Source organism: Pseudomonas sp. yb_9, assembly GCF_043103635.1.
GTDB lineage: Bacteria > Pseudomonadota > Gammaproteobacteria > Pseudomonadales > Pseudomonadaceae > Aquipseudomonas > Aquipseudomonas monteilii.
In genome coordinates this window covers 1-316 of sequence record NZ_JBICKA010000104.1, presented here as the reverse complement: position 1 = coordinate 316, position 316 = coordinate 1, and the positions used below count along the sequence as shown (strand labels likewise).

The 316-nt window shown below is 61.4% G+C and carries 1 protein-coding gene; it reads right to left on the bottom strand.

Features of this window, described 5'->3' with window-relative positions:
* Nucleotides 1-316 (bottom strand): thiamine pyrophosphate-dependent enzyme (locus tag ACF8MI_RS25480; RefSeq protein ID WP_392493538.1); only part of this gene is annotated, 316 nt, incomplete at both ends.

Genomic DNA, 316 nt, shown 5'->3' with positions numbered 1-316 from the left:
TTCTCGCTGTAATCGACCGGGCAGTCGATCACATGCACGCCCGGGGTCTTGATGCAGTGCTCCAGCAGCGGCAGCAGGCCTTCGGCGCTTTCCACGCGGTGGCCATTGGCACCGTAGGCTTCGGCGTACTTGACGAAGTCCGGGTTGCCATAGTCCAGGCCGAAATCGGTGAAGCCCATGTTGGCCTGCTTCCAGCGGATCATGCCGTAGCCGTCGTCACGCAGGATCACCACGGTGATGTGCATGCCCAGACGCACGGCGGTTTCCAGTTCCTGGCTGTTCATCATGAAGCCGCCGTCGCCGCATACCGAAATCA